General features: G+C 46.0%; 21 protein-coding genes and 1 pseudogene. 5 read left to right on the top strand and 17 right to left on the bottom strand.

Annotation, left to right across the window (positions count from 1 at the left end):
• Positions 1–160: 160 nt before the first annotated feature.
• Positions 161–414: pseudogene (locus B1728_RS37245) on the top strand (amidohydrolase family protein); the annotation flags it as partial.
• Here the strand turns inward: B1728_RS37245 and B1728_RS35820 are convergent.
• The 10 genes from B1728_RS35820 to B1728_RS19165 form a co-directional block, all read right to left on the bottom strand.
• Positions 404–1,726, bottom strand: a complete 1,323-nt coding sequence (locus tag B1728_RS35820; RefSeq protein ID WP_144027923.1) for a WD40/YVTN/BNR-like repeat-containing protein — start codon at positions 1,724–1,726, stop codon at positions 404–406. The pseudogene B1728_RS37245 and the gene B1728_RS35820 sit on opposite strands and share 11 nt — an antisense overlap.
• The gene (locus B1728_RS19210; RefSeq protein WP_256865423.1) at positions 1,719–2,264 is read right to left on the bottom strand and encodes an RNA polymerase sigma factor; all 546 of its coding nucleotides are present in this window, start codon (positions 2,262–2,264) and stop codon (positions 1,719–1,721) included. Before B1728_RS19210 ends, B1728_RS35820 begins: the two co-directional genes overlap by 8 nt.
• Positions 2,265–2,996: 732 nt before the next feature.
• Positions 2,997–4,340, bottom strand: coding sequence for an FAD-dependent oxidoreductase (locus tag B1728_RS19205; protein ID WP_079912015.1), 1,344 nt, complete (start codon positions 4,338–4,340; stop codon positions 2,997–2,999).
• Between the two features lie 12 nt (positions 4,341–4,352).
• Positions 4,353–5,210: a carbohydrate ABC transporter permease gene (locus B1728_RS19200; RefSeq protein ID WP_079912014.1), complete on the bottom strand. Its 858-nt coding sequence runs from the start codon at positions 5,208–5,210 to the stop codon at positions 4,353–4,355.
• Positions 5,200–6,117, bottom strand: a complete 918-nt coding sequence (locus B1728_RS19195; protein WP_079912013.1) for a carbohydrate ABC transporter permease — start codon at positions 6,115–6,117, stop codon at positions 5,200–5,202. The genes B1728_RS19200 and B1728_RS19195 overlap by 11 nt, the downstream gene beginning before the upstream one ends.
• 10 nt (positions 6,118–6,127) lie before the next feature.
• On the bottom strand, positions 6,128–6,817 hold the full coding sequence (locus tag B1728_RS19190) for a beta/alpha barrel domain-containing protein (RefSeq protein ID WP_079912012.1): 690 nt from the start codon (positions 6,815–6,817) through the stop codon (positions 6,128–6,130).
• 66 nt (positions 6,818–6,883) lie between these two features.
• Entirely contained in the window at positions 6,884–8,212 is a 1,329-nt protein-coding gene (locus tag B1728_RS19185) for an ABC transporter substrate-binding protein (RefSeq protein ID WP_225948364.1), read from the bottom strand.
• 108 nt (positions 8,213–8,320) lie between these two features.
• Positions 8,321–9,085 (bottom strand): response regulator transcription factor, encoded by a 765-nt coding sequence (locus B1728_RS19180; protein ID WP_079912011.1) that lies wholly within the window; start codon positions 9,083–9,085, stop codon positions 8,321–8,323.
• Positions 9,063–10,904, bottom strand: a complete 1,842-nt coding sequence (locus B1728_RS19175) for a cache domain-containing sensor histidine kinase (RefSeq protein ID WP_079912010.1) — start codon at positions 10,902–10,904, stop codon at positions 9,063–9,065. Before B1728_RS19175 ends, B1728_RS19180 begins: the two co-directional genes overlap by 23 nt.
• 817 nt (positions 10,905–11,721) lie before the next feature.
• Complete coding sequence (locus B1728_RS19165) at positions 11,722–12,903, bottom strand: MFS transporter (RefSeq protein WP_079912009.1); 1,182 nt, start codon at positions 12,901–12,903, stop codon at positions 11,722–11,724.
• Positions 12,904–13,216: 313 nt separating this feature from the next.
• On the opposite strand from B1728_RS19165, the gene B1728_RS19160 reads away from it, so the two are divergent.
• On the top strand, positions 13,217–13,807 hold the full coding sequence (locus B1728_RS19160; protein ID WP_079912008.1) for a TetR/AcrR family transcriptional regulator: 591 nt from the start codon (positions 13,217–13,219) through the stop codon (positions 13,805–13,807).
• 330 nt (positions 13,808–14,137) lie between these two features.
• Here B1728_RS19160 and B1728_RS19155 read toward each other — a convergent pair whose 3' ends face one another.
• The 4 genes from B1728_RS19155 to B1728_RS19140 form a co-directional block, all read right to left on the bottom strand.
• Entirely contained in the window at positions 14,138–16,669 is a 2,532-nt protein-coding gene (locus B1728_RS19155) for a right-handed parallel beta-helix repeat-containing protein (RefSeq protein ID WP_079912007.1), read from the bottom strand.
• 195 nt (positions 16,670–16,864) lie between these two features.
• Positions 16,865–17,203 carry a VOC family protein gene (locus B1728_RS19150; RefSeq protein WP_079912006.1) on the bottom strand — a complete coding sequence of 113 codons (339 nt, stop codon included), beginning with the start codon at positions 17,201–17,203 and terminating at the stop codon, positions 16,865–16,867.
• A 329-nt stretch (positions 17,204–17,532) separates the two neighbouring features.
• Positions 17,533–18,057: a GNAT family N-acetyltransferase gene (locus B1728_RS19145; RefSeq protein ID WP_079912005.1), complete on the bottom strand. Its 525-nt coding sequence runs from the start codon at positions 18,055–18,057 to the stop codon at positions 17,533–17,535.
• 54 nt (positions 18,058–18,111) lie between these two features.
• Positions 18,112–18,546: a GNAT family N-acetyltransferase gene (locus B1728_RS19140; RefSeq protein WP_079912004.1), complete on the bottom strand. Its 435-nt coding sequence runs from the start codon at positions 18,544–18,546 to the stop codon at positions 18,112–18,114.
• A gap of 125 nt (positions 18,547–18,671) precedes the next feature.
• Here B1728_RS19140 and B1728_RS19135 point away from each other — a divergent pair, with 125 nt between their 5' ends.
• Entirely contained in the window at positions 18,672–19,601 is a 930-nt protein-coding gene (locus B1728_RS19135; protein WP_179136089.1) for a LysR family transcriptional regulator, read from the top strand.
• Positions 19,602–19,778: 177 nt separating this feature from the next.
• Here the strand turns inward: B1728_RS19135 and B1728_RS19130 are convergent, their stop codons facing one another.
• Positions 19,779–20,261 carry a hypothetical protein gene (locus B1728_RS19130; protein WP_079912002.1) on the bottom strand — a complete coding sequence of 161 codons (483 nt, stop codon included), beginning with the start codon at positions 20,259–20,261 and terminating at the stop codon, positions 19,779–19,781.
• A gap of 165 nt (positions 20,262–20,426) precedes the next feature.
• A complete protein-coding gene (locus B1728_RS19125; protein WP_079912001.1) occupies positions 20,427–21,392 on the bottom strand; it encodes an aldo/keto reductase in 966 nt (321 codons plus the stop codon).
• 242 nt (positions 21,393–21,634) lie between these two features.
• Here B1728_RS19125 and B1728_RS19120 point away from each other — a divergent pair, with 242 nt between their 5' ends.
• On the top strand, positions 21,635–23,038 hold the full coding sequence (locus tag B1728_RS19120) for a hypothetical protein (protein ID WP_079912000.1): 1,404 nt from the start codon (positions 21,635–21,637) through the stop codon (positions 23,036–23,038).
• Between the two features lie 110 nt (positions 23,039–23,148).
• Here B1728_RS19120 and B1728_RS19115 read toward each other — a convergent pair whose 3' ends face one another.
• Positions 23,149–23,634 carry a hypothetical protein gene (locus tag B1728_RS19115; protein WP_079911999.1) on the bottom strand — a complete coding sequence of 162 codons (486 nt, stop codon included), beginning with the start codon at positions 23,632–23,634 and terminating at the stop codon, positions 23,149–23,151.
• Positions 23,635–23,739: 105 nt separating this feature from the next.
• On the opposite strand from B1728_RS19115, the gene B1728_RS19110 reads away from it, so the two are divergent.
• A complete protein-coding gene (locus B1728_RS19110) occupies positions 23,740–23,961 on the top strand; it encodes a helix-turn-helix domain-containing protein (RefSeq protein ID WP_079911998.1) in 222 nt (73 codons plus the stop codon).
• The last annotated feature ends 4 nt before the right edge of the window (positions 23,962–23,965 follow it).

Genomic DNA, 23,965 nt, shown 5'->3' with positions numbered 1-23,965 from the left:
CTTGAAGAGGGTGACTAAGACGTTGGTCTTGGGTCACCCTGTTTCTATTCTGCAATTGTCATGAGATAAATAAAGTGACGCAGACTGGACGCCTCCGTTTGCTGAGGGCCATCGTTCCACGACACTTCCCCGAACTGGCCTCAGCTAGGTTCAAACCTGCGTGCCGACTCTTGGCGGCCTTGCTCATGGAGCCAGCGTACATCATATCATGAATTGCAATTGCTGGTTAAGGCCGGATTCACTCCGATAGAAACGCTTCAGTTGGCTACCTCGAAACCGGCCCGTCGGTTCGGTCTTAATGATCGTGGCCGTATTGCCGAAGGTGCACGCGCTGACCTGGTACAGGTCCATGCCGATCCGACAACCAATATCTCGGACACCCTTTCCATTAAAGCCGTATGGTTCAAAGTTGTAGCGAGGCCGTCGATTGAACCTCTTTCCATGACCTTCCGCCGTCTTCAGATTGTAAAAAAAACTCTTCTCCCCGAACCCAGCCAATCTTTTCATCTACAAATTTTAATTCTGCAGCATTCCGCAATTGAGGCGACCTATTCAGTACTTGCCAATGTCCCCCGCCATCCGATGTCCCGTAAAGAATTCCTGCTTCTGAATCAATCATCCAAAAATGTTTAAGATCCAAAGCCGTGCTTGGACGAAAACCTTGCGGGGCGCTGCCGTCTTTTGCAGTAACGATAGGGGCACCATCTTGGGACACCGGCGGGCTCCAAGTAGCTCCACCATTTTCAGTTGTGAACCAAACGATGCCAGCTTTTTCGTTATTAAGGGTCCTGTAAGAAACCGGCAGTACACCTTCCTTCTTAGCATTTCCGAAGAACTGAGGAGGATGCTCGGCGATAAACGCAGCTTCTTTGATGTCTTGAGGCAAATCTAAGGGCAGTCGCTTCCAAGAGGTTCCGCCGTCAGATGTCGCGTAAATCTCCGGCTGGTTGTCCTTTGAATTAAAAAAGGAAATGAACCCATGCATCTTATCGGAAAAGGACATCCCTGATGGGGTGGAAACGAGAACGCCGTCCGGCGCGATTTTACTGAGGTACTTCCACGTCTGCCCACCGTCTGTTGTCTGATATAAAGCGGTTTTTACCGGCCCGCCCGCCGGGTCGGAAATAAAAGAAATGACCCCTGTCTTCTCGTCAGCAAAGTAGAGATTAAACGCCGTGTTTACCCCCGGAACAGACCAAGTATCTTTTGTAGGAAGCGTGGTGGAGTTCCAAGAATTACCTCCTTCAGCCGTACGATATATAGTCCAATTCGATTCATTATCGGCAGGGCGGACAATGAACCAGGCCAATCGCTCGTTAAAAAGGAACGGTTCAAATCTTGAATTGTCGTACCCCTGCGGTGTCCGGTCTATCCATGTTTGACCGCCATCATTCGTACGTTTTACACTCGTTCCGAACGCCCAGCCGTTGTTCCGGTCAATCATTCGAATCAGTGCCGACGACTTTTCGATAATAGGGGTTGCCGCAAGAGATTGGCCAGGCGGCATGGAGGAGCTGTCCGATCCGGTGTTCGATAAGAGAGATATTCCAACGACAAAAATCCCCAGTGCCGCGGCTGCTACTCCGCCCAAATATCGCTTGCTCCTGGAAGGAGCTTGCTTCTCCATTCCAATCCTGCTTTTGGTGTCGGCTGAAAGTTTGCCATGAAAGTGATTTCGCTTAAAGGGCTCTATTCCTGCTTGCTTATACCAATCCGGTTTACTCATGGACCCCGACCTCCTGAAGCTTTTTAAAAACCTTAGTGCGAGCACGGTGCAGGCGAGACTTTACAGTTCCTTCCGATACCCCAAGCACCCCTGCCATCTCCCGAGTCGTCATTTCATGCCGAATATCCAGCAAGAGAACTTCCCGAAAATTCAGTGGCATCTCCAAAATGATCCGCCAAATAACGTTCGCAGCTTCTCGATCCATAAACTCGTTTTCAGCTGATGTTACGGTTTCTTTGCGCCTTATCCATTCAAGTAGGATTACACGCCGCAGAAAGGCGGAATTTCGGTAATTATAGGACAGATTACGAGTGATTTTAAGCAGCCATGTTTTCACGGTGGACTCTCCTCGGAAGTCCTTTACACCGCGAAACGCCCGCAGAAATACTTCTTGAGAGATATCATCAGACGCATGGCGATCCCGAGTTAAAAAGTAGGCGTAGTTCCAAACATCCTTTCCAAAATCCCGCATCAAATGATCCAGTGTAAAGGACTCGATGTTGGATGATAAGTATTGTAGATACTCGTATTCCTCCACTAAGTTCCCCTCCTACTGAAACAGACAGGGCATCCCCATTCCGGGTTCCCGAATCGTAAAAAATTTAGGACAAATGGGCAAAAGCAGCCGATCGTTCCGGCCGGCTGCCTCCGTAATTTATTGAGCTCTCGTACCCGTTTATATTTTGTAATAACTTGTATCACCATGTTCTAAGCCAAAGAGCTTGCTGCACTCATTCTGTGTTCAACATTCCAATCTGTTTCGTATTTGTTGTAACACTCAAGATACTTCACCTATCAACATTTATTAAATACTTCGTTGGTAAAGTATCAAATCCCTTTGTTAATGACGTAAATCTGCCCGTTAGCGTAACGCGACTGCCGATCGATGCCGGCAGCCGGGTCTTAGTAGTTTTTTGATCTATCGTCTCCTATTAGGTGAGCCTCTTCCATCCTCTTCTGCTCATAAAATGAAAAAGCCGCATTACATGCGACTTCTAATGAAACTATGTTCTTATCACCTGACAATCGCCATTACTGGCAATGTTAAATTACATTGCAATGTGAAGATCGTCAACCTAGACATTACGTTATGATCTACGTAATCTCTTGTTTGAATTTGTGTAGAATCTTCCCTCTAACTAATCCTTTTCCAGTAACAACTGCAAACCTAAATTGTAGCATTTTATCAACTTTTCACATTTGATAATCACCTCTTTGCTATCCTCTTTTTATCCTAGTCTCTTCAAAAGGACTCTTCCAATTATTCCAATTAAGCTAACACGGCATTCGATTGAAGCAAAATCTGCTGCAGCTTCTTTACGTCCACATCTGCGGCGGATAAGTTCTCTGCGCTGGCAAGAGCAGCGGCTGCTCCCGCAGCCTGGCCGGTGGCCATGCAGCTCGGAGTTAGCCTGGTTGTGGCTAGTGCCTCGTGAGAAGTAGAGATACAGCGCCCTGCTGCCAGAAGGTTCCGTATCTTTTGCGGTACAAGACAACGGTACGGAATATCGTAAGCTCCGTCTCCGCCAATCCATGCGGCTGTAACCCCGCTGCCTTTGGGATCGTGAATATCGATCGGATACCCGCTTCTGGCGATTACATCATCAAACCGTTTTCCCGACACAACATCCTCAATGGTCAGACTATACTGCCCGTTAATGCGTCTCGTTTCCCGGATCCCGATTTGTGTTCCCACCGATGAGATGCTTGCCTTGGCGAAACCGGGAACCCAGTTTTGCAGAAACTGGGCCATCATCATCACCTGACGGCGGCCCTCCTCCTCGGCCTTCGTCAGATCCTCGATGTCCGTGCCGTCCAACCCCTGTACACGGGTGCAGTTCACCAATACCTCATCCTCTGCGGGGCCGGTAAAGAAAAGAACCTGGTCCCGATTAATAGGGACATTGGCCGCTTTCCACTGCGAATAAAACCCTTGAACTCCTGTCAATGGAATGTGATCCAGCTCATCAAAAGGAGTTTTCCGATAAAAATTGTCCGGGTTCTCTATCATATTGCGGCGAACGGCCTCCAGGTCCACTCCGCGCATCCGGAATTTCATCGTCATCGGCTGGGTGCCGTGATCTCCTTCACGCCCTTGCAGCGTAGGAGCCCCGGATAAATAGCTCACATCCGCATCTCCAGAGGTATCGACGAACATCTTCCCACGGATTTGGTAGTGCCCCGATTTGCCCGTCACTTGTACGGATCGAATTCGGTTGTCTTCCACTTCAACTGCATCCACAAAGCTGTGCAGCAGCAGCCGCACGCCCGCTTCCTTGAGCATATCGATGGCAACCAGCTTGTAAATCTCGGGATGATACGGTGTTACCGTGTGAACGAATCCCACTGTGTCCCGAAGATGGCCGGGTGAGCCTCCTTGCGCCATTAACCGTTCGACCAGCTCTTGCGCAATTCCCTTAATGACCTGATTGCCTTGCTCGGTATGAAAGGTCATCCACGGATAGACGGAGGCGGCTGTCGACATCCCTCCCAAAAAACCATAGCGTTCGATTAAAATGGTGGATGCCCCTAGTCTTCCGGCAGCGATGGCTGCATTAATGCCGGCAGGCCCGCCTCCGACAACCACGACATCAGCTTCTAAAATGCGGTTCATCTCGTTCCTCCTCTATTCCTTTAACCCAGTCATTGCAATGCCTTGAATAAACTGCTTTTGCGCAAAGAAGAAAACCAGCAGCAGCGGCAGCGTTACCATAACGGAAGCACTCATCAGCAGGTTCCACGCCGTGCCGGCCTCGTCTGTAAACAGGGAAAGCGCCAATGGTAGCGTCATCAAGCTCCGATTGTTGATAAAAATAAGCGGATTGAAGAAATCATTCCAGGTTGTTAAAAATGTAAAGATCGTCAGCGAAGCGATCGCCGGCTTGGCCATCGGAAGCATGATTTCGAAGAATGTGCGCATTCGCGAGCAGCCGTCGATCATAGCGGCTTCCTCCAGGTCCTTTGGCATGGCAATAAAATACTGCCGCATCACAAATACGCCGAAGGCTCCCTCCGCGCCGAAAATGGGCAGAGCGATCAAGGGAACATGCGTGTTGTTGAACCCTAAATCGCGCATGAACAAAAACATCGGGATCGCGGTTGCCTCGGCTGGAATCATCATGGTGCTAAGCAATAACAGGAACACGAGATCTCGCCCCTTAAATGGGATCCGGGCAAAGGAATACCCGGCCAGCGAAGCAAAAAAGGCGGTCCCAACGGTTACCACAACCGCAATATAGACACTGTTAAAATAATATAAGTGAAAAGGCGTGTTGTTCAGTACTTCCGTGTAGTTCGCCCAACGGATCGCAGATGGAATAAACTCCGGCGGGAATACGAATATTTTGGCCGGTTCCTTAAGCGAAGTCGACACCATCCATAAAAACGGGATCAGCATTACAACCGATATTAAGGTTAGCACCAGATAATGCAGCGCGCCGGCGATCCAATTCGATGATTTCAAGACTGCACCTTCAGCTTTCATGGAACACCCACCTTTTTCTAAGCTGCCACTGAATTAGTGTAAAGATCAGGATGATGAAAAAGAGAATATAAGCTAGAGCCGACGCATAACCGAACTCGAAGAGCTTGAACGCTTTTTCCCAAATATAGTACACCAGCACTTTCGTGCTTCCGCTTGGTCCGCCTTGAGTCATCACGTAGATCTGGCCGAATACCTTCAACGAACCGATGACAGTCATGATGACCGTCAAAAATATCGTGGGCGTAATCATCGGTACCGTCACTTGAAAGAAAGCGGTCCGCCGGCCTGCCCCGTCGATTTTGGCCGCTTCGTAAAGCTGAGCCGGAACCTGCTGCAAAGCAGCGATAAACAGCACCATATTGAGCCCGACGTTCTTCAGCACGCTGGTGACAATAACGGCAGGCATAGCCAATTGTGCATTGTACAGCCAGGCAGGGCCTTGAACGCCAAAAAACAACTGAATCAGCTGGTTAATAAAGCCTGTGTCCGTCGCAAACAGATACTTCCAGACGATCGCCCACACGATGAGCGAAGTCATGACCGGCACGAATATGGCGGTGCGGAATAGACCCATGCCAGGCTTTCCTTTTGCCAGGAGCAGCGCAAGCCCCAAAGCCAGAATAATATTCAGCGGCACCAGGCCCGCCGAGAAATAAAATGTGTTCCCTAGTATTTTCCAAAATTCGGTATCTACGATGATTGCTTTGTAATTAGCAAAACCAATAAATTGTGCATCACCAAGTATCGGCCAGTCTGTCAAGCTCATGTAAAAAGCCATAACTAAAGGAGCAATAAGGAAGATGATAAAACCAAGAACCATCGGCGCTACAAACAGCCATCCGGTGATAGCAGCTTCCCGGGATAAAGGATGTTTCCTCTTGATAGCTGCAGCTAGTTCGCCACTCATATTCGTCCCCCTATCTGTCGATCGCATTGCGGAACACGTGAACCATGCGCCGGATTTCGTCCTCATGTTTTCCTATTGCGACAGCTCCAACCAGCAGGACTTGAATACCGCAATCTTTTAGAGCAGGAATATCCTGAGGAACGATTTTACGCTGGGAAGGAACGATGACGGGCAAACCGGCATTCTCTACCAACCAGCGGTATTTTAACAAATCGGCAAAACTAAGCGGTGATCCGTACTCCTCTCCCGGGACGATGGACGTTTCCAAAGCTTCCAGCATGGAAAAGGATTTGGCCGCATCCAGAAAGCGGAGGTCAAATCGGTTATCAATAGCAAAAGTGGACGCCAGCTTGCCTGATTTCAGCAAAAAGGACGGCAGGTGCCAAGCATAAATGGAGTAGAAGTCAATCCCAAGCTCGGGTAGCTCCTCTATTTCATCGGGAAGAATGGCCTCTATAGATCCTCCAGGCACTATACCTAAAGGACCATGGAACAAGGAACGAATCTCCCTGAACGTGTCCCTGTACTCCGATAGTGCTCCAAAGCTGGTCCCGCTGGCACGGTGACCCACATTCATATGCACCTTCAGCCCGTCCGCACCTTCTTCGATTGCTGCTTTCGCCAATCTCGCGTCATTCTCCGGAAGGCTGACGAACAATTGCAATTTGGTTTGATGGAGAGAAGTCTTCAAACGATTCATCTGCGGGTTCTCCTTTTCTTTTTGTACAACCGCGGTCCGCTTACAACGAACCGCGTCGCACGTTACCTATTTCAAAAGTGGGGTGATCTTGGTTTCCATCGTTTTTACGATTTGTTCCGGCGTTGCCGTTTGGCTGAAAAGCTGATCGAAGCCTGCAAGCAATTCGTTATCGATTTTCTCCCAATTGACGTGCCCCGGTTGAACGATGGCCTTCGGCATTTCATCAATTACGGCTTGCTTAATGTCTGCCGCATCAGGGTTTCCTGGCTGCTTCAGAAAATCATCGGAGCCTAGCACGCTCTTGCGCGGAGGTACGAAGAACGTTTGGGTTGCCTTGATACCTTCCTCACTAGCCAGGAATTTCATGAATTCTTCGGATTCTTTAGGATACTTGCTGCCTTTGAACATGACATATCCGGCTTGGCCGAGCATCGGTACAGCGCCTTTCGGACCGGACGGCATCGGAGCGATGCTCCATTTGAAATCTTTAATCGTCCTTGCTTTGGACACATAGCTGTATACATCGAAGAACATGCCGATTTTACCGGATTCGAAGCTGACCTGTTCACCTGCTTTAGGGTGGGATTGATCGACGAACATCATGGTTTGCAGCATTTTCAGCGTCTCAATTCCGTATTGATCATTCCATGTAAATTTGGTCATGCCTTTATCGAACGGGCCGCTTCCGTTGGACCAGGAGTAGCTGGACAGCAAAATATATGTTTTCCAATCGCGGAAGAAGTTCGCTCCATAGATTTTGTTAGCCCCTGTGCCACTTGAAAGTGCCTTAGCGTCTTTTACGAATTCATCCCAAGTCCATTTGCCTTGTTTGGCAAGATCATTAGGGGAAGCCAGTCCTGCTTTGGCGAACAGGTCCTTGTTATAGAACATAACGCTAGGCGGCGTCGAGAATGGCAACCCATACAATTTCCCGTCTTTGGTGAACAAATCCAGAGTGGACGGGATAATATCATCCATCTTAAAGGAAGCATCCTGCTTCACACTGGAAATGTCCTGCAGAATCCCATTGGCCATAAACTGCGGAACCATACGCTCGGATAACCAAGCGACATCAGGAAGCTCGCGTCCTGCTGCCAATACCGAAATCTTCTGCTGATAATCCGGAAAAGGGACAGATTGCAGGTCCACCGTAATGTTCGGATGGGTTTGTCTGTACTTATCGATTAAAGTCTTGTACAGATCGAGGTGGGCCTGATTTCCCCAAGTTAAAAATTTGAGCTGAATAGGCTTGCTTGTGTCAGGTGTCGCACTGCTGCCGGTTGGCGCTGCACTTGGTTGTGTTCCTGAACCGGAATTGCTGCAGCCGGCAACCAGAACCGCGAGTATGGCCGATATACTGAGCATGATATTGGCCTTACGTTTCGATGCGTTCATTCTGTTTCCCCCCATTTAGTGATGATCTTGATAGTCCTATTATATTGAAAGCGCTTTTACAAAATAAATCACTTCACATTTGGGTTTGGTACGTTTTGTATAGAAGATCTAAAATTCTCCTTCTTCCCTATATGCGCCAGGAGTCTTGCCCACCTGTTGTTTGAAGAGCAGCATAAAATGCTTCGGGCTTTGGTAGCCGGAGAGCCGAGCCACATCGTAAATCTTCAGGTCGGAATTCAAAAGCAAATATTTCGCACGCTGCATTCGGATATCCGTGATAAAATCGGACAAATGGATTTTGGCTTCTTGTTTAAACAATTGGCTGAGGTAAGCCGGATTCAGATTCACGTACTCTGCAAGAACCTGAAGCCGCAGGTCTTTATCGGGATTTCCTTGAATGTACTCTTTGACCTTGCGGATTAGTCGTCGGCTGTCATTTTTCAGAGGGAGCTCATCCTTATCCGCTGCTTCCCCAGGCAAAGACGCATTTCCCTCCTTGGGCACCAAGCCCCGCCGTATTTGATCCAATACCGAAACCAGGGCCAAGCGGTCAATCGGCTTCAATAAATAATCGGTGACTCCGTATCGGAGCGCTTGTCTGGCATATTCAAAGTCGCCGTATCCGCTAATGATCAGGATCGGCATCTGAGGATAACGTTCCCGTACTTTGGCGGTTAGCGTCAAGCCGTCCATTTCACGCATCCGAATATCCGTGATGATGAAATCCGGTACTTCCTTTTGCAAATAATCCAGCGCTTCCCGCCCATTTGCAGCTTCCTTGGTGATCTGGAAATCCGTGGACACTTGGGCGATTAAGTTTTTCAATCCGTTTCGGATGATTTCTTCATCTTCAACCAGCAGAATTTTGATCATATTCATTCATCCTTTCCATAACAGGTATTGTAATAGTAAATGCGGAGCCTTTTCCTGGACTTGCATCAATGTCCAGCTCGTATTCTTCTCCGAACATCAGAATCAAACGATGATAAATATTCCGCAAAGCGAGCCCGTGTTCTCCTGATTCCAAAGGCAATGTCGAGGCAAGCGATGCGCGAAGATGCTCCAGCTGTTCATCTGTCATACCGACCCCATCATCCTTGACCGTAACCAGCAGATAATGTTCAAAGCGAAGAGCGGTGATCCAGATCGTACCTCCTTGCTCCTGTTCGCCGATTCCGTGATAGATCGCATTTTCAACTAAAGGCTGTAGCAGCAGCTTCGGAATGGAATAACGCTCAATCCCTTCTTCCAAGTCAAATACGACACGAAGCCGGTCCCCGTAACGCATCTTTTGGATTTTGACATACGACGCGACGGAGTCCAATTCCTCTTTTAACAGGACCATCCGATCGTACTTATCTACGGTGTAGCGAAGCATTTTGCCGAGTGCGGTCACCATATCGGATACCTCATAGTTCTGCTTTCCGATCGCGATCATGTTAATGGACTCCAGCGTATTATATATAAAATGAGGATTAATCTGACTTTGCAGCGCTGCGAGCTCGGCCTCCTTTTCCTTCAGTCCAATTTCATATACTTCTTTGACCAAGCGGTCGATCTCCTCCGTCATCCGGTTGAATCCTCTGCTTAATTGACCGATTTCGTCCTGTGATTCCACAGGGACAGTTTGCTGGAAGTCTCCCCGCTGCACGAGCATCATCTTTTTCTTGAGCCTGTCTAGCGGTCGGCTGATGTGGTATGAAAAATAGATAGCAAGCAGCCCGGCAGCTACCAAAAACACTATGGCCAGCAGGACCGTAAAATTACGTAATGTTATCGTATCCTTGAGAAGCGAGCTTACTGGTATAAAACTGATCACTTTGAGTCCAGTAAAATCGGAATAATCGACCACAGTCAAGAAACGTTTGCCCTGAACTGTAACGTCCTTGGCAAAGCTTTCATTGGGCAGCTTCGTTTCGAGCAAGATTTGCTCCATAGTTGGGTCCTGCGTACAGCTTCTTTCATTGTAAAATAGCTCATTGTTGCTATCCATTACGGAGAGGCTGCATTTCTCCTCAAATTTCACGTTCGATAAAATCTGCTTGAATACGTCCATCTTCATATCAATTTTAATCAGCCCGAGCAAGCGATTCGTATTCGGCTCACGGATCAAGCGGGCGACGGAGAAATACTGCTGCGGGTTGTTCTCCATGTAGTAATCCGGATTATGCGGAGGAATGATGGCCCAGGCGCCATCCGCTTGACTGACTTTGGTGTACCACGCTTCCTTCCGCACATCCACGGAGAATTGCATTCGGGTCGAATCCACATTGGTAAAAATAAAGCCATTATTGGCAATGACCTGTATCCCTCTCACCTCAGAACGGTTATAAGCCAATCCTGATATATAGAGAAACATTTTTTCCATTTCTTCTAGCGTGGGACGCGTTTGCTGATACGCCGGCATGCTGTATTTGTCCAAAATAGACAATACCTTTTGGTCATAGAGAGGCATCAGGGAAAGACGCTGCATTTCTACTAAGGTCCGATCCAGGTTGCGATTGATTTGGCCGGCAATCTGAATCGTCGAGTCAGCGGTCCTCCTCTCGATGGTGCTGGAGAACTCGTAATAGGAGATCAATCCCTGTAAGGTCAATGGTATCGTGATAAGCAGGATGAAGATGGTTACTATCTTTTTACGTAAATTCATTCGGGCAAAAAAGGGGTGGAACGTTCGCCATTTCCTGTTCATTGCTGCATCTCCTCATCCATACCATGGTCCTATTATTTTAATCGTTGCCCTATTGTTCGAAAATAGCTATTTTTATGAGTGACATGAACTTAAAGCAAGTTGGGCAAAAAATAGAGATATCCGAAAAACAAAAGGGTCTGACATACGCCAAATCGATCTACATAATAGGAAAGCTGCCCGTTACATCAATGAAAAAGGCAGCTGATCGTTTGACCGGCTGCCGCTATATCATGATTCAACTATCGTTATCCGTCATTGCGCACTGCCCTTGCCCTGCAATCTAGACAACCAGACTCGTTCCGCGACCGCGACGTGCTGAACCAGCTTCAGAAGGTACTTGTTCTTCGTCTCGCTCTCCTCGAGCGCATCCAAGATGCGTCCGTCCGCCTAGTGCAGGTGGTCCATCTTGCAAGTGATCGTCTTCATTTCGGTTTCCCCCTCTTCGTCTCATCGATTACTTGAACCTACTGTGCCCGTTAGCTTAACCCCGAAATCCATCGGGTGGACCGAGGGCTCCGCTAGGAGCCGCAGCGTGAATACGGCGTTATCTGATGTTCGTCTCTTCACTGAGATTCCCTAAAAGTTACTTATTCCAAAACATTGTGTAGCTTCCTTCGCTTGCGTTGCTTGTCAAAACTATATCGTACTTTCCTTACCTTTATGCCTTAAATTCTATGTTTCCATCCATCTTGTTATTTGTTTCCATTGCCCACTCAATAGTTTTGTCTTCATTTAAAATTTGAATTTTCAGATCGCCCGAACTAAGTCAACACTATAATCTGCATTAAATACTTGATTTTCTTTGAACCTAACATGGTTAGCATACCCTATCCGCTGATTGAACCATCGAATGCCGTGATGCCATGCTGGACAATACAACCACGGCAATGATAGCGATGAGTACGCCGAGTACCCCGAACCAGGTAATGGATGCCAAAGAAACACGGTTAACGATCAGCCCGCCGATTCCTGCGCCGACAGCCATGGCAAGCTGCATCATGGAACTGTTCAAGCTCAGCATGACGCCCGAGGATTCAGGAACAAGCGAAACCAGGTTAAATTGCTGTGCGGGAGCGGATGACCAAGCGGCAAAAGACCAGAGGATCAAAATGGCGAATACGGCAATGACAGAATGTCCGACTAAGGATAGCAAAATCAACGAAATGACGTGAAGCACCATCCCTGAAACGAGCGTGTTTTTGATGCCCCGTTTATCCGCACTATAGCCGCCGACTTTCGAGCCAATCAAACTGGCAATGCCGAACATGAACAGAGCTGCGCTAATCAATGATTCATTTAAATGAGTCACCTTTAGCAGAAAAGGGGATAAGTAAGTATAGGCGAGGGAATATCCTCCCAACCAGAAAAAAGTAATCGCTAAAGCAACCAATACCTGAGGTTTTTTTAACAAAGCAAATTGTTTGATCAAAGGGACAGGCTTGTCTCCCTGCATACGTGGTATAACCGCAGCAATGACAAGCATAGCCAAGCCCCCGACAATTGCGATAGCGAGAAATATCGCTTTCCAGCCAAAAGCCGAGGCTACCATTCTGCCGAGCGGGACGCCGATGATGAGCGATGCGGTAATGCCCATGGTGACGTTGGCGATGGCGCTGGCCTGCTTACCTGGCAGAGCGATTTTGGCGGCGATGCTGAGCGCGTTAACGGTGACCACCCCGGCGCCTAAAGCCGTAATGATTCTCGCAGCAATGAAGAAACCGAAGCCGGACAATATAAATGTCAGCAGATTTGCAGCAATAAAGAGGCCTAGCGAATAAAGTAGGAGCTTACGCCGGTCCATTTTGGCTGTCAGTGCCATCAAAATAGGAGTCCCGACCGCATAGGCAAGGGAATAAACCGTAATGAGCTGGCCTGCTGCCGCAACGCTTGTTCCCAACGTCTCTGCGATTCGGTCTAATATCCCGGAAACGATGTAATTGGATGTTCCAACTAAAAAGCTGATCAAGGCTAGAACGTAAACTTTCCACGTGCTCTTCATAATTCACTCTCCTGTTGTGTTTTTTAGAACTATATTTTTGTCGATAACAAAACCGCCATGGCTGCATGTTAGCAGCTGAAGGAGCCAGCGCGGGGCTTGCCGTGCTCCCTTATTCGCGACGGTTGTGATACCGACATGGTTCTCTCCTCCTTTTGGAAAAAACTGTTTCAATGCAACATTAGTTGCTTGAACAACACTTGTTGTATTTGTATGTTATAATAACAACCAAATGGTAAGCAATCGTCAATAACCATAAACCGTTGTATAGACAACACCATTTCTATAATGTCGTATTACTAGGGGGATTTTAACCATGACAATTAAAAAGAATGAAGCTGATCCTCGTGTGTTACGTACACGGCGACTTCTTCAAGACGCTTTTGCTTCACTAATTCAAGAAAAAGACTTTGAATCAATAACCGTTAGGGATATTGCAGAGCGGGCTACTGTTAACAGAGCGACTTTTTATGCGCACTTTTTAGATAAATACGAAATTCTTGAGGCCAGACTAATGGAATCATTTATGACAATCATAAATGGTAGAATAAGCGGGCACGAAGTATTGAATGAAGAAACAATTCAGAGTATTTTTCTGGGGATATGCGAATTTCACAAGAGTCTAAGCACTATGTGCAAAAGAAGAAATCCATCGCTTGTATCTGTATTTGAAATTCAAATAAAGGAAAAAATTCAAACGATACTTCTTTCCTTTATTGACAAAGACAAGATGCAATCGAATCCAAACACGCAATTCTCAATAAATACAGCTACTATCTTGTTAAGTTGGGGGATGTATGGGGCGGCTTACGTTTGGAACAAAGAGGGGTGTCTAATAAGTGCGGAATCATTCGTTAAACAGTCTTTGCCCTTAGTGATGAACGGAGCCAAAGAACTGCTGGGATAGTTCCTGTCGCTATTGCTCTATCTGCCCTTTATTTGAGCGATTCATCTAATGCTTTGATTGGATCACGCTGAAACGTACAACTACATGCAAGACATGAACTGCCGTCACTTATAATACGGTTCATCGCAACAGTTAAAAGGAAAAATGAAAAGGGCGCCGCTGCAGGACGCCCTTAAATTTAATCTATGTGTTTGCTGTCATAACCAATTGTATCCAATCCGCGGACAACTGAAAAGAGAATCGCCCCTGTCATCGGAGGCCGTTTATCAGTTCTAAATTTTTGCCGCCATTTTCTTATCCGGTTGCAAGACCTGTTTGCCTATGCCCGACTTAGTTAGCATCGGCAATAATGATCTCATCCAGGTAAAGACTATCACCCGAAACTCCTGACGGGCTATATATCTCGAGATGGACATTTGCAGTCCCGTTCGGCGCGGTAATGTTAGCGACAGCCTGCTGCCAGTTCGTCGATAAACTACTCAGCGGTATAAGATCGGTTTGCATTAGTGTCTGGCTTCTATCAAACCATTTAACCCTGAGCGTCACCTCGGATATAGATCCGGTACCTTGCTTGACCCAATAACTCACCCGCTTATTGCCAGCGCTCGACGTAAACCCTGGCCAATTTGCGGCTACTACGCCCCAACCCCATGGATCCGTTACGTCTACTCGAAGGCTGCCGGCCCCACGATGCGCTTCGTATGTCGATGCCGTAACAGAAGCGGAATACCAGGACTGCCACTGACCGGCCGAGGCTTCACCGCCAGCTGTGTCGGCATCAAGCACATTAGGTGCATCGCCTACTACCATGTCATCCAGGTAAAAATAATCCCCTGGTTCCCCCAATCCGATAAAAGAAACGAGCACGGTCGATGCTCCTTCAGGTGCATCAACCAATGCAGACGATTGCTGCCACGCGGTCGTCAGAGCAGGTGATCTGAGTTCGTTCGTTTGCAGTACCTTCTTGTTGCTATCCAGCCATTTTACAATCATCTTGGGTTGTATGCTTGTCCCCGAACCAAGCTTTCCCCAGAAGCTGAGTTTCTTCAATCCTGCTGTCGTTGAAAATCCAGGCCAATTCGAAAGCACTCCCCAGCCCCATGGGTCGGTAACATCGATACGAAGACTGTGCTTTCCGCTATTCATCTCATAAGCAGACTGCGAGACTGTTGCAGAGTACCAGTTCTGCCACTCTCCGATAGAACCTTCTAGAGTAGCCGTATCCGCGTCCAGATCATTTGCAGCAGGTGCAGCAGGCGGCGTGCCGCCGCTTGAACCGCCAAAGTCAGGATCACCGTTGAATGTGCTTTTCATATCTTGGCTAAATGGCACAGATCTCCAAGCATTAAACGACACGGCTTCTCCGTATCCTGTGGCAAAGCGCCAATTGCCAAAGTATTGATTATCATGGAAGCGATTATTGTTCCCGAACATCACATCATTTTGAACACCAGCAACGGTATAGGGCGACCACGGTATATTATCGGCTCCTGTTGCAATCAAAGCCTGTACACCGCAATAAGTCCCCGCGCATGGCACAACATTCTCGTCAAAATGAAACTCGTTGTTATTTACCTCAATCTCGCTTGCATGCCAGCGGCAGTCGGTCCTGTATGGTTCGGCGGCAATATCGGTATAGCAAGGATGCGTCTCACTAATCGGATTCGGGTAATCATAGTTGTGGGAGTCGGGAATAATCGTTGGAATCACGAATGGCGTACAGTATCCCTTACTTGTATTGCCGTTTGAATTACAGAACCGGTTTGCATTTTCATAGATAGAAACGCCCGAGAAATTATTGATGAACGAATTATTGTAGATTCGGATCTTTGGCGCCCCGCTTACAGTCGAAGCAAGACGTGCATCACCGCCCGATTCGGATAGGTAAATGGCTGGGCCGGGCGATCCTTGATTGTTATTTCCGCTTGCCCATGCATTGCGGCTGATCGTATTGTTTCGGATCGTAGCGTTGTAACTAATTTCGTACCAAATGCCTTCACCGTCGTTATGGTCAATCCAATTCCCTTCAATCAGGAAATCGATGTTATTCGTATCTGCCCACAGACCGGTTCCTTTGTTATCGTGTATGTAGTTGTTGGTAATCTTCGCGCCTTTCACATCCCAAAATTTGCCGCCGCCTGTACAGCCGCAGCCGGGAATCTGAGCTTCCCAATTATCCGTATTATTGCCGGCAATTTCGTTATGGTCGAGCACGATATTTTTAATGGCAGAGTCCCCTTCAATCGGAGGTTTATACATACTAAAGCCATACTGACCGTTATCCTTCAAGCAATTGTAACGGACAACATTATCAGTGCCTAGAAATACGCCTGCGCCGTCATTATTGAAAATCGTATTATATTGAATAGTCCAACCGGTACCGGCATCGTGGTTGACGACGCCTTCGTTATTGTTATCATTGCCCCGGCCAAAGTTTGTGATGGTGAGATGCTGAATGGTTACGTTCGGCACGTCGCCCGTGAATGCATACAAATTCATATTCCGTCCATCGAGAATAGCGCCTGGAGCTCCAATATAGGTCGTGTTGGCCTTCGCATTAATTTGACCATAAATATCATCTGCAAGCGTGTGTGTTCCTGACTCAAACCAGAACGTAGCCCCTGGCCGATTGAAATCGAAGTCGCTATTATCCCCTGCCGGCACTATCACAGCCCCATCAGGAGCGACGCTTGGACCACTTAATAAACTTGTATCGCTACATACAGCCGCTGGCGGAGAAGTGGGCCAAGAAACATCAGCATAGGCATCATTGGCGAAGGATGGCATAATGGTTCCGGTGAAAAGAAGCGTCAACAGCACGACAATGAACATAGTGCTATGACGATGACGAATGGCTTGCATTTGGCACTCTACCTTTCTTGGTCATAGTTTCCTTTCATAGTGCCCTTCTTTGACACAATTCGTCAATGATTATAAAGCCTCATTCGTTGGGCGGGTTTATTGGTCCTTATTTTCCCTTTACTTCAACAATTAGCAAAAGGTTTCCGTGGCGCTTGTTCCAGACATAATTTCGCTATCGTACCCTAGCATAATCAATTAACTCAGAACCTCGACAGTAAATCCACCAGGCGCCTGTACATAGAACGTCCATGCGTGTGAACGTTGTGGTGGTTCCACATCAAACCCATCATCCTTCATGCGTTGATTGATTTCGTTCACCCGATCCTCGCTTTCTTGAATGAAGCCGATATGAAAGGTGTTGGGATAGCTGACTTGATTACCTTTCATCAAAGTAAGTACTAACCCGCTATCGTCAAATAGTACAGCGAATGTATTGCCGCGTGTGTTCCCAATTTGCAATCCGAAATATTTCACCAAAAAATCAATTGTAGCTTTAACGTCGCTGACCGTTAGATTGAGATGGTTTAATTTCACAAGAGCACTTCCTCTTCTATAAAGAATTTATTCGTTCAATAACCACACTTTAACACAATATCTGCTAATCTGCTCTTTCGTATTATGAGTTCAGCCAGTTGAACTCTTTTTCCTTAAGGGGTTTAGTAGAAGGATTCTGATGTCGTTCTGAGGGCAGGTAAAGAGAAAATATCGGAGAAGATTGCATCTATATGTATGCGCCGGGAGAGCGATAGGCAATGGATAAGCTACAAGGAGCAAGATCCACGGCGATCTTACTCCTGTTTGTTGTGTTTTGGTGCTTTGGCATTTGTCTGGGGATTATCCTCAGCAGGAAATTTTCAGCTATATTACAAAACAAGTTCATAAAGCTGAAATTTCCTTGGAATACCTATATCAATATAAGTAATATCTACGGTGTCCACATACTCAAATCCATACGACATATACATTTTCGCAGGTATATCGTTGCCCTTGAGACAATCTAATCTTATAGCTTTTTGCTTTTTGTCCTTTGCGGTCTTAATTGCATGCTCAACAAGTCTCTTTGAATATCCACGACCACCATATTCCGGCAAAACACGCAGTGCGTGAATAATCATCACTTCATCTTTTGATGCATTAATATGCCAATGTACTGATTGATATGCGTCATCACAATCATGGCTTAAGATATACGCTGCGACAATTTTTTTATCCTCTATACCAATGAACTGACAACCTTCCTTTATCGCAGCTTCAACCATGGCTTGTGATGGGAACCCACCTTTATTTCCATCAGGCAAAAAACTTTTCTGCCCAAGCACTTCACACATCTCATTGTAAAATAACATGATTTCCGTCAAGTTATCTTTTGTAGCTTCTACTATTTTCATTCTCTACCTCACTTTCAAATGTTAATAACTCCGCAAGCTCTGACTTTGAAAGCTTCATATACCGTCTCCGGATCTAGTGTCTTTTGAATAAACGAAGAAGCCGCTTCTCTTTTCCCATCCTGCAGCAGACCAGAAAAGATTGCCCGTAAAATTGTTGTCTATTACGAAAATATGGCACTTATCAATTCCTTGCTCTGCTAAACTCTGTAAGCTTTTGCTCACCAATTTAAGTCCGAGTTTTCGCTTGCGAAAATCTGGATCAACTGCTAAATGGTAAATAAATCCTCTTCGCCCATCATGTCCTGCGAGTATCGTACCGATTACTTTGCCGTCAGTTTCAGCTATGTAGCTTAACCCTGCGTTCCGCTTTAAGTAAGAATCAATACTTGATCTTGAATCGGCTTCGCTTAAAGCAAGACCTTCAATTTCGCTCCATAAACGGTATGCCTGATCGTAATCACTAATGGTCATTTCTCTTACATCAATCATTTTTTTGCCCCCCATGTTAGCCTTGATTCAATTGTATAAAAAAAGTATAAAATAGAACTGTAGATTTATCGAATGAATAATTTTCGCTTAATACATGAATTGTATTCATGTGGAAAAGAGGTTCTATGCTTAACCATCTTCAACTCGAAGTTTTTCTGAAAATCGTTGAGACCGGGAGTTTTACAAAAGCAGGTGAAAACCTGAACATGACGCAATCAGCAGTAAGCCACTCCATAGCTTCATTAGAAAAAAACTTAGGAGTGAAGTTATTTGAACGGGTCAATCGAACAATGAGATTAACCTCAGCCGGCAACGTGATCCTACCTCATGTCAGAGAGATATTTAATCAGGATTCCATTATCCTACAAAAAGCAAACAAGTTGCTGAATGTTGAGTTCGGTACAATTAAAATTGCTTGCTTTCCAAGTTTTATGACTAAATGGCTCCCAAATCTAATGAGATTGTATAACCGAAGATTTCCTAAAATTGATTTTCAAATTATAGAGGGAGATTATAACGAGATTACGGACTGGGTTAAAGACGGAAAAGTTGATATTGGATTTTCAATCGAGTCGGCAGACTTATGTTTTGAAGCATTTGTACGTGATTCTATGCTGGTCGTTTTGCCAGAAAATAGTCCGTTAAGTCATCTGTCTGATGTAAAATTAGAGGATATCGCCAAACTTCCTTATATCAATGTAAAAGGATACGAAAAACTATTGGATGAAATTTTGATGGGTACGGGGGTACGACTTAATGTGAAATACAATTTACACAACACTTATTCTATCATATCAATGGTTGAAGAAGGATTTGGTGTAACCATCTTGCCTGAGCTGGCTCTTCCGCGTTATCAAGCAAAAATTCATGTGAAACCTCTGCAGCCGGCTTTCATTCGAACGATTGGATGTATATTTAGATCAGCTGAAACGTTATCGCCCGCAGTTAAGGCTTTTCTATCGTTTATTACTGAACAACTCAATTCGGGAGAAAATGACAAATCAGATGAGACGAATCTTAACAACAATCAGACTACTGCCGAAAAAACACCTTAGTTTTTACTGCGCTATGATGGTTGGTTTATGTTGACTACGCTGCATATTAGCACAACGAGGCTGTCCAAAAGGCAACCGAACATATTGATCAGCGCTATTATAATACCTGCTATGAATGCTCCGCAGCGTGAATACAGTGTTAGCTAATGTTGCTGACTTTATCAAGTTGCTAAGACTTCAAAACGAGCTATTCCCGCATGCCAGTGAGTTCCATGCCGCAATCTGGGCAATGGAACCGCCCTGCATCCCCGAGGGTGTAATTGCGCATATTTGTTTCGGCCTTGCACCAGCTCCAAACGTAATCACAGCTCTAACCTGCACAGGGCTTCCATTCACCTCGAATACAAGATCCGCATGGCCCGTGCAATAGCAACCGTCATCATATTCGGCACGAACGTTACTGAAGGATAGTAGTCGAACCCCTTCTTCTTCAGCCAGCTGCTTCCAAGCGCTTTCCTTACTGCCCGCGGTCTTCTGCCCTTCCCAGCCAAACAGTTCCGCAGCTCTGTCGTAGTTTTGCTCCTGGACTGCTTTCAGGAATGAAACGGTTTGCTTTTGTATAGCTATTGGGTTCCAAAACAAGGTCACTTTGTATAGCAAAAACATGATGCACAACAACAATCCCAAATAACCTACCGATTTCACAAGTAGTGGATTCATCTCTGTCCTCCCTCCATTCTATACTGTAGACGAAACGTACAGGGAAAGCGTTACGCTAATCTGCCCGGATTTTGGATATATACGTGTCATGGGGACCGGACCTATTTAGGAAAAAACGAAAGCTGGCTCCGTCGGGGGCCAGCTTATATGTACGCTAGTAATCTATTATTTGAATCGATTCGCTTCAGGATCTTCCGTATCATATTCGATCTCGGCTATCGCAGACCACAGCTCGGCAGGAATCGGGAATTGGGCTAGCTCTAACGTCTGAGCGACCCGCTCCGGCTTCGACATGCCTACGACCGTACTCGTGACGCGGGGATCACGCATAGAGAACTGAAGCGCCGCGGCTGCCAGAGGAACATTGTATTCCTGGCAGATCTTCGCAAACGACCGTGCACGCTCAACCAGTAAAGGAGGTGCATCGCTATAAGCATAGCGGGAGTAGGCATCCGGACCTTTGGCCAGCATACCGCTGCCATAAGGGGCTGCGTTAATGACTGCAACACCCAATCGATTGGCGATGTCAAGTAATGGCTCAGCTGATCGATTGAGCAGCGTGTATCGGTTATGGGTCTCAACCGCGCTGAACTCTCCGGTTTCTACATAACGAATCAGCATGTCAACGGGACCGCCAGACATCCCGATGTGCTCGATGACTCCTTGATCCTTGAAGCTTTTCAATACCTCAAGAGGGCCGCCCGGTCCCATAACATTTTCAAAAGTCGTATGTTCGGGATCATGGATGTACACATATTGCAGACGATCTAGTCCTAGGCGCTCGAGGCTTCCTTCGATGGAACGTTTGATTTGCTCACCGCTGAAGTCACCTGTCTTTAAGCAGCGGTCCGCTTTGGTTGCAAGCACATAACCCGCCGGGAGTCCGCCATTCTCATTAATGACCTTACCGATACGACGCTCACTCTCGCCATCTCCATAGGCCGCAGCCGTATCAAGGAAATTGATGGGACTAGCAAAAGCAGCACGAATCGTTGCTAACGCAGTCTCTTCTGGCGCGCTAAAAGCAAAGGTTTCAGGCATATCTCCAAGTGGAGCCCCACCTACACAAAGCGGAGAGACAAGCAGCCCCGTTGTGCCAAGTGGCCGATTTGAAAGCAACTGTTCCGACATAGAATGATTCCCGCTTCCTTTTATAAATTTGAAATCCTTTACAATTCAATAAGTATAGATTACCTAATCTTATTCAATTTCGTCAATTATTGAAAAGAAATATTCCTTGCGCATTCATTTGTAGTATAAACAAACACGATATCCATTCAGCTGCTTATATATTGTATATTCACTGAATCAAAATAAAACATCTTCACCTAAATCGCGTCTAAATGGTATACAAGTATAAGGGAGGAACCGAAATGAGGATGATGAGGAAAGTCATCGCCCTTGCAATCGCTGGAAGTTTATCTATTTTATCTGCAACAGTTACCACTGCGACAAGTCCCTTACCGGTGACCAAAGCTCCCTTTCCGGTTCAATTTAATGGCGTTTCCATTAACAATCAAACTGCACAATACCCCCTATTGCTTTATAAGGACATTACGTATGTTCCAATGACCTGGGATTACTGCCAATCGCTCGCGCTACAAGTTTACTGGAGCCAAGAAAACGGACTTCAGATTACCAAATTACCTCCAAAAGGGATTGCCGTCAAACCAGAGGCTGCTTCTCATGTTGAAAAATTACAAAATGCCTCTTTACCCACTTTCCCTATCACAGTAAACGGCAAGCCCATCAACAATTCTAATGAACCTTACCCCATATTGGTGTATAAAGATATTACCTACTTCCCGCTGACCTGGAGGTTCGTTCATGACGAATTTGGATGGGTAACGCACTGGGACAGCACCGAAGGACTGCGAATTGAAACGGATCAAGAACAGATTCTTACCGATATACTTTATGAAGATGATTCCTATCTCTACCTGGATACAACAACTTCGGGATTTATTAAAATCGCCAAGGACCTGCAAGCGGACCCGATCCTTCTTAACAACAACGAAGTCGAGACAATAAAGAATTTTGCCTCTACATCATCGGGCGTAATAATCAATACCTTTGAAGGCGATAAGGATAAAACAATAGAGCGGGTTGAAAACATGGTCCGGTACCGTGGTATCGACATCATGGATCTTGCAGCTGTTCATTCTGTTCAAAACAAACCACTAGGGTTTGTGACTACTATTGGAGCAGATACCGAACTAATTGTAATCGGTGCCCGAAAAGACGACGCAAATTCCGAAAAGTGGTGGCAAATGTACCCGGTGTTTTACAGCTTTATTCTTACTAAGGGCCAATCACCCAAGCAAATTCCCGGTATGACACAGCTTCCAAGTCGAATTATGAATAAGAAGGATGGATCTATTTGGATTGTTAGCGACGCCGATCTCAAGACCTTTAGACCTATCAATACAGCATCACAAGTTGGTCTAATTGAACCTAATGGGAATATTCGTGGATTCAATGCTGAATTAAATAGTAACGATGTCGAGATCGTCTCACTTCAAGAAAATCGAGTCATCCTAAAAGCATTTAGCAATCGTTTTAGTGCAGATTTAGTTAAAGAAACAAACGGTTTTTATTCCGTGGAAAAGAATTTCAGCATGAATAAGCTATCTGATCTCTCTATACATTCTGCCTATATAGATTCGACAGGCAACCTATACTTTGTCAATAAAGGAAACGCAATTACATCTGTCAATGCGAATGTAACATGGCACAGGTTCGATTATGAATTGAAAAAAATATTAAGTGTTGAGTGATCGCATGTTCGGAAACACCGGGAGTCTGTCTTTGAAACACCTATCACTTTGGCAAATTAAAGCTGGCTCTGTTGGGGCCAGCTTTTAGTGTACCAAATCCACCTATTAAGTCATTTAGGTGTTGTAGGCAAAATTCCGTAGACCACTAAATAGAAAAGCATCCTTTCGTATTTCCTCAGATCCTTCTTCTCTTCAGCTATATGCCTCCTCAACATTTCACCACGGCTAGGAACAGATACGGTGTAGTAAGGAGTCAGACTTCTATGTAACCATCGTTTAGCAAGCTCCTCTTCTGGCAATCCTAGTAATTGTTCCTCGTAGATCCGGATGTCTCGCCTGGTATCGTTAATTAGATGCAGCAGAAATGATTTCAGGATGTCAATATTCTCTATGTACTCTACCAGCGAGCCATACCAAATATCCAGCTCCTTGTAAGGGCCTGTTTCTCCGTGAGGTCGGTAAAGGACATTGCTGCCTGTTTCGTCGGCTTTTATGGTTATGAGGAGATCGAAGAATTGGGCATTAGGTTCTATGTCTATGTATTTCTCGATGGCTTGTAGAGGTATCTTTGAAATGAAATATTTCAGGGGGATCACCTCGCATTGAGTGTCGTTACGCTATTGCGTACCAATAATAGTTTTATTATATGGTACGTTTTTGCGTATAGCAATACCTAAACCTATGCACGGTTGGTGATCCTTTTGGGCAAAAAAGTCATTGTCAACATATCCAAACTAGCGCAGAAGCATAATATTTCTCTTCGGGAGCTTTCTAGGCTATCTGATGTTCGTCACGCTGCATTAAGCGAGCTTTCTACTGGCAAGAGGGAAAATATTAACTTTAATCATATCGAAAGAATTGCCGAGGCACTAAATATCCAGGATATTAGGGAGATTATAGATTTGATTGAGGTTGAGGATTGAGAGG

The sequence above is a fragment of the Paenibacillus sp. 32352 genome (assembly GCF_002042965.1).
Classification (GTDB): Bacteria; Bacillota; Bacilli; order Paenibacillales; family NBRC-103111; genus Paenibacillus_S; species Paenibacillus_S vulneris.
Note: the sequence above shows the minus strand (reverse complement) of the source record. Positions and strands in the feature narration are given on the sequence as shown.

Excerpts from the sequence above, each read along its gene's own strand:
- B1728_RS19140 (WP_079912004.1), bottom strand. The coding sequence starts at position 18,546 with ATGATTGATGTAAGAGAAATGACCATTAGTGATTACGATCAGGCATAC.
- B1728_RS19125 (WP_079912001.1), bottom strand. The coding sequence starts at position 21,392 with ATGTCGGAACAGTTGCTTTCAAATCGGCCACTTGGCACAACGGGGCTG.
- B1728_RS19145 (WP_079912005.1), bottom strand. The coding sequence starts at position 18,057 with ATGAAAATAGTAGAAGCTACAAAAGATAACTTGACGGAAATCATGTTA.
- B1728_RS35820 (WP_144027923.1), bottom strand. The coding sequence starts at position 1,726 with ATGAGTAAACCGGATTGGTATAAGCAAGCAGGAATAGAGCCCTTTAAG.
- B1728_RS19180 (WP_079912011.1), bottom strand. The coding sequence starts at position 9,085 with ATGATCAAAATTCTGCTGGTTGAAGATGAAGAAATCATCCGAAACGGA.
- B1728_RS19165 (WP_079912009.1), bottom strand. The coding sequence starts at position 12,903 with ATGAAGAGCACGTGGAAAGTTTACGTTCTAGCCTTGATCAGCTTTTTA.
- B1728_RS19185 (WP_225948364.1), bottom strand. The coding sequence starts at position 8,212 with ATGAACGCATCGAAACGTAAGGCCAATATCATGCTCAGTATATCGGCC.
- B1728_RS19205 (WP_079912015.1), bottom strand. The coding sequence starts at position 4,340 with ATGAACCGCATTTTAGAAGCTGATGTCGTGGTTGTCGGAGGCGGGCCT.
- B1728_RS19175 (WP_079912010.1), bottom strand. The coding sequence starts at position 10,904 with ATGAACAGGAAATGGCGAACGTTCCACCCCTTTTTTGCCCGAATGAAT.
- B1728_RS19120 (WP_079912000.1), top strand. The coding sequence starts at position 21,635 with ATGAGGATGATGAGGAAAGTCATCGCCCTTGCAATCGCTGGAAGTTTA.
- B1728_RS19195 (WP_079912013.1), bottom strand. The coding sequence starts at position 6,117 with ATGAGTGGCGAACTAGCTGCAGCTATCAAGAGGAAACATCCTTTATCC.
- B1728_RS19135 (WP_179136089.1), top strand. The coding sequence starts at position 18,672 with ATGCTTAACCATCTTCAACTCGAAGTTTTTCTGAAAATCGTTGAGACC.
- B1728_RS19155 (WP_079912007.1), bottom strand. The coding sequence starts at position 16,669 with ATGCAAGCCATTCGTCATCGTCATAGCACTATGTTCATTGTCGTGCTG.
- B1728_RS19200 (WP_079912014.1), bottom strand. The coding sequence starts at position 5,210 with ATGAAAGCTGAAGGTGCAGTCTTGAAATCATCGAATTGGATCGCCGGC.
- B1728_RS19190 (WP_079912012.1), bottom strand. The coding sequence starts at position 6,817 with ATGAATCGTTTGAAGACTTCTCTCCATCAAACCAAATTGCAATTGTTC.
- B1728_RS19130 (WP_079912002.1), bottom strand. The coding sequence starts at position 20,261 with ATGAATCCACTACTTGTGAAATCGGTAGGTTATTTGGGATTGTTGTTG.
- B1728_RS19160 (WP_079912008.1), top strand. The coding sequence starts at position 13,217 with ATGACAATTAAAAAGAATGAAGCTGATCCTCGTGTGTTACGTACACGG.